At 54.5% G+C, this 5,304-nt stretch carries 4 protein-coding genes; 2 read left to right on the top strand and 2 right to left on the bottom strand.

Going from position 1 to position 5,304, the window contains the following annotated elements; translation table 11 throughout:
* Both KBZ07_RS15835 and KBZ07_RS15830 read left to right on the top strand, forming a co-directional pair.
* Positions 1-577 (top strand): site-specific integrase (locus tag KBZ07_RS15835; RefSeq protein WP_254932507.1); only part of this gene is annotated, 577 nt, incomplete at its 5' end.
* Complete coding sequence (locus KBZ07_RS15830) at positions 574-999, top strand: hypothetical protein (RefSeq protein WP_254932506.1); 426 nt, start codon at positions 574-576, stop codon at positions 997-999. The genes KBZ07_RS15835 and KBZ07_RS15830, both read left to right, overlap by 4 nt.
* A 334-nt stretch (positions 1,000-1,333) precedes the next feature.
* Here the strand turns inward: KBZ07_RS15830 and KBZ07_RS15820 are convergent, their stop codons facing one another.
* Positions 1,334-1,849 carry a hypothetical protein gene (locus KBZ07_RS15820; RefSeq protein WP_254932505.1) on the bottom strand — a complete coding sequence of 172 codons (516 nt, stop codon included), beginning with the start codon at positions 1,847-1,849 and terminating at the stop codon, positions 1,334-1,336.
* Between the two features lie 547 nt (positions 1,850-2,396).
* Positions 2,397-4,778, bottom strand: coding sequence for a DUF3987 domain-containing protein (locus tag KBZ07_RS15815; protein WP_254932504.1), 2,382 nt, complete (start codon positions 4,776-4,778; stop codon positions 2,397-2,399).
* Positions 4,779-5,304 lie beyond the last annotated feature (526 nt).

Raw genomic sequence — 5,304 nt, 5'->3', positions numbered from 1 at the left:
CAACGGATCAGGACAAGCTCAAACCCTCTCACCAGCACAACTTGACAAGTTATTGGATGCTGCACCAGGGCCGGATCATCGGGCGCTCTGGTCGATCATGCGATTTACAGGCAGCCGGGTGAGTGAAACTTTGGCCCTGCGATGGGGTGCCATCCACCAGGAGCGGGTGGTGTTCATCAAGGCCACCACCAAAACCAAATCGACCAGGGAGGTGTTGATTGCCCCGCGGCTACATCTGGAGTTGGGGACATATCGCGTTGAATGGGCCGGCCGCCACGGCAAACAACCTGGCAGCCGAGATTTGCTGTTCAGAGGGCGCTGGCCGAATGAGCCGTTAACCCGCCAGTCGGCCGATAAGGCGCTGAGGTTGGCGATGAATGAGCTGGCTATGCCCAGCGGGTGCTCACTCCACACATTCAGGCGATCACTGGCGACGACCATGGCCCGGAGTGGCACCAATCTCAAAATTGTGGCCGCCTTCACTGGCCACCGCAGCCTGCAGCAGCTCGCCGGCTACATCGACGTCAACCAGGCTGATGAGATGTGCGCACTGGCCGCCCTGGGAGGTGGGGTATGACAGCCGCCAAGAGGTCCCGCACCCGATCCAGCGTCACTGACCTCCAGAAGCGCCAGGGGGAGGCCGCTGATCTGTTGGCCGCTGGTTTTGCCTCCGCTGAGGTCAGCAGCCAGCTGGCCGCAAAACACCAGGTCTCACGGCGCACTGCCCAGCGGTGGGTGCTTGAGGGTCACAAGGCCCTAAGCCTGGCTGGCAATGGTGACAGTGCCTGGGATTGCTTCGAGCTGGCCCAGCTGCGGTTGCTGGCGATGCGGCTTTACCGGCAGTCGGTTGATGCCGGCAACTACAACGCGGGGGTGGGGGCCCTGAAGGAGTTGCGCGAGCTGGCAAAGCTGTCTGGCTACCAGTTCGGCCCCCAGCTGTGGGATAAGGCCCTGGGGAGCGCAATGACCTCAGACCTACCCGTGGATTGGGCCGAGTAGGGCTTTTTTTTTGGCCCGATTGTGGCTATGTCGCTGCAAGGGAGTGAGGGGCCGAATTGCCCCAGTGGGCGAGAGGGTTTACGGGTGCTTATGGCGCGGTTATGGCGCGCCATACTCAGGTCAGTTGGTGGCTTGATGGCTGTGGGGAAGACTGCTAGAGGCGTTGGGTACGTCAGCGTCTGGGTGCTGATCTGGGGAACGGCGGCCTCGTTAGTTGATTACATTCTGCTCAAACGAGAGGTTTACGCCTCCTTTTCCACCGGGCAAGGCTTCACGTTCGTGGGTTACGGAGTTGCTGCGGCGTACCTAGCTGTGAAGTTTGCTCCAAGGTTTCTCAAGCAGGAAGAACCTCCTGCTGCCGACTGACGGGTGGGACAGCGTTCAGTTCGCCCAGGGTGCCGCTAGCAAGCATCTCGGCATAATCAGCGACATCCAAGGGGGCCAGCGCTGCAGCGGTTGTGCTGCTTGCCCCGATGGCAATGTTGGTTTGGTTCAAGGTGAGATCGATCTGGAGGCCAAGCAGCTTGGTGAGGGTCTCTAGGTTGCGGCCGGCGGTATCCAAGAGGCGGGGATTGGGGCGCCCACTTTTTTTGCTGGTTTCCCAAGCCTGGAATGCCTCCTTGAAGAGCAACTCGAACCGCTGCACCACTAGGGGGCGCCACCGCTCGGAGTGATCTCTGGCCTCCTCGTTCCAGATCTCAAAGACTGCTTGGATGTCCTTCCCGGCCATTGCCCGGCAGTAGTTGAGGGCCTCTGAGACCTCATCACAGGTAGCTCCACGCGCAACGAGAGGGGCTACTTCGGTGAGGATCCGCAGCCGCCGCTTTTTGGCCATCACACCGCGTTCCATTTCCTTATTGCGAAAGTTCTCAATAAGAGTGTAGGGTCTATTTGGTCACATGAATGGCGCTGGCGGTTAACCATCCCCAGCCTGATTGCTGAATCGTTACTTAGTACCTACTACAAGGCCAAGTAGGCGTTTTCTTTGGTCGTGGCTACTGGCGTCTCGCGCTGGCCTGCCCCTGGGAACTGGAGGTTGTCACACTTTGGGACAACCTCAGGGTTGGACTCGGTAAGAAGGTTTCAAACTTGTGGGGCCTTTCTGTCCACCCAAACGACCTTGGTCCACCTGATGTACACCCGATTGTCCACCTAATTGTCCACCCCAAAGGTCCTGTAATACCAGTGCTTCTTGGGGAATCGGGTGGACAATTTTTGGGGCCCCCAGTGTGTCTCGTGCTCCAGAGTGATCCTCATTCCACTCCAGCTAGATGTATGTAGGGGGGTCTTTTTTTGTACACCCTATTCTCTTAAAAGCTAGTCACTGACTGGAATGAGGGGGTGGACATTTAGGTGGACACCTTGGTGGACAGAGGGTGGACATGGGGTGGACCGTTTCATCGCACCACCCTGATCGCTTTGCCACCATCCAGAAGAAGCACCAATCCGCGGCTTTGGAGCATCGTGGCAATTTGCTTTAGCTCCTCCAATGTCGGACGACTGCGGTGTGGCCATCCTTTTCGGAGAGTAGCTAGCGAAACCCCTTGCTTTGCGAACTTTCCTTGGAGCTTTCTTGCCATCTCAAGGAGTCGATCTGCCTGCTCAAGCCTTGGATTGGCGGCTCGCTCTTGCAGTTGTACTGCTCGTGTCTTGCCTGCCATCACCAAATTGGTTGCTAGCTGGAGCGACCGAGCGCTTACAACCGTGGCCTTATTTATGTATCCCCTTTCCACTCGTTCTTCTTGACCAGTCGCCAGTCGCATGAAGTGGACAGCTGCAGACACTCTCAACACTTGTCCTGGTCCCTTTGCCCACAATGCCTCTACTTCCTCACTGTTGGCCTGTAGGGACAATTCCTCCAACTGATCAAAAAGTTTCTTGAATAGCTCCTCGGCTTCTAGCGACAACAAGTAGGTGCTACTTGTCGCCTCAAGTGCGGCCAGGTACAGATCACCAATGTGATCCTTCAACTTGTCAGTCTGTTCATCCGGCTGGATCAACTCACGTTTAAGCCTTGGCAGATGAACGAAAAGTGGCCTGCTATTAAAACCATTGGCATTGCCGGCTTCCAGCTGCTCAAGGAACACCCTCGGTTGGATACCCCCGATCACGCTGAGCTTTCCGCAACGAACCTCACGTGATTTTTTTGAATCAGCAAACACGTCGTTGGAGTAGGTACCGTCATAGCTCGATAACCAAAATTCGACGTCCCCAACACTGGCACCACCGTCATCAGCCATTTGCTTGAGCCAACCATTTAATTCATCTCGTACTAAAAGACCCGGTACCTCGTCGCCATGTTCGGCAAGATCTGCCCGAATCCCTTGGGTAGTTGGCGCGGTATAGATCAAATTTCGCTTGCGGAATGCAGGAACTTCCTCACCCGCATCACTGGAAATCCTTCGGCAATCCATTTCCCGCTTATTCCAAGCATCAATTGCGCTGATCGGCTTTGCCATCGGGAAGTTGATCAGCATGTTGAGCAGTACGGACTTGGCGGTTCCGCTAACGCCAATTAGGAAAAGCCACACTGCTGGAATCTCTACCATCGACCATCCCTTGATGCGGAGAGCAGGGGGCAACATCGCGGCCACCCCAGCCATCACTGTCATCACGATGGCCTCATCACTGAACTTCAACCCTTCTTTTAGGACGCGAAACATTGGCAGCCAATCAGCTGGAACGTAATCAGCAAGGGAAATAGTGGGAGGCTCACCACGAAGAAGAAGGGCTTCGAGCGCATCGGTGAGGTCCTGACGCCGCTCAATCTCAAGACGGCACTGTTCCGCGAACTTGGCCAAGCCAATTTGGTTGTAGCCCTTGGGTTGCTGGTTGATCAACTCCTGGATTTCTGTCGCATTAGCACCTTCATCAACCAACTGGCGAATTTTGGTATGGGCATCTTCTTGGTGAAGCTTCAGCCCCACTTCAGCGGTAGTTCCCCAAGGCACCCTCCCAACGCGTGCAAGCTCTATCCTTGCCAGGAACTCCGTAATAGGTTCGTCATACTCAGCCCGATTAAATGGCTTGATGATATTTGCCCAATCTTCCAGGCTGCATTCACTGGGTCGCTCCAATTGATCCTTAGGCAACAACCACATAGCCGCTTCCTGATGATATCCCTGCTTCTTAAGCTCTTCAGATCGACGCTTATTCTGGATATTATGCCGTCCTGATTGGATGCATCCATCGGGATCAATATGCTGTTCAAGCTCGTTCCCTATAGTAAAAATTTCAAGAAAACGGCTCCTCGGTATAACAGTAAGCAGCATATCGAACTCCATCCACAGCGAGGTGGCCTTGCTAGCCAGATCACCATCGATACTTTCAATAGATTCGCTATCACTGCTGTCCAACTCGTGCCAAGGCTTAGGTTCATACTTATCGCTATCGTCATAGTGTCGAAATCGAAAGCGATCGTACTGCTGCCATCCCTCCCACAGCACGTTCTTTGCCTCTTTGACCCACCGATCAACATCGATCACTAGTGGTTGCTCGCATATTTCTGACTCGGACTCCAATGATGACTCGGACTGAATTTCCTTAAGGCGATCTAGCTGATCCCAAAGCCACTCTGCTCGATGATCGATTGGTGGAAGTTCATCATCTTCAGGGGTATCATCTGGCAGATCAAGCCACTCCTGCAACAGCTGTTCAGCATGCGGGCGCTGGTCGATCCAATTTTCAATGGCGCCAAGCTGCTGGAGCTTCTCAATTGCAGCAAAAATCTCTTCAACCGATCGAGACCCCTCACTAGGGGTTAAAATGACTTGGTTCATGACCAGCTTCCTCCTGAGAAGTTGTTTGTGATAGACGGAAGCAGGGCTGAAGTTCTCTAGGCCCAAGCCCTGCCTCCGTGTGAGTAGTTGTCAGCAGACAGAATCAATATCTCCCCAACCAAGTGACTGGGCACCCGCTGAGATCAGCAAGCGAGCCAGCTCCGAGGAGCTGGATTCCAGCTGAATTGCCTTAACCGCTAAATTGGCCGCCATCGGCTTGGACACACGAAGCGATAACGGCTGATTTACAGCCAAATACCGCTCACGTTCACGCCTTTCAATCAGCACCCGCATGAAATCACCTCCACTCTAAGTATAGCAGCGTATTCATATAAAATGGATGCGTCCGAGCCAGAATGGGCTTAATACTTCTACTGTTTAACAGTAAGCTTGCCGTTTTGATTTCAAGGTCGCTTCGGCACTCCTGTCCATCCGGCCATTGCGACCCGCACGGCAGTTATTGACCACAAGCGTGGACTGGTGCGATGTGGCCCTGCGGAGATGAAGTGTTCACCACCCCGGAGAT

The sequence above is a fragment of the Cyanobium sp. BA20m-14 genome, from assembly GCF_024346295.1.
The sequence above is the reverse complement of the archived record's forward strand: the minus strand, read 5'-3'. Positions and strand labels throughout refer to the sequence as shown.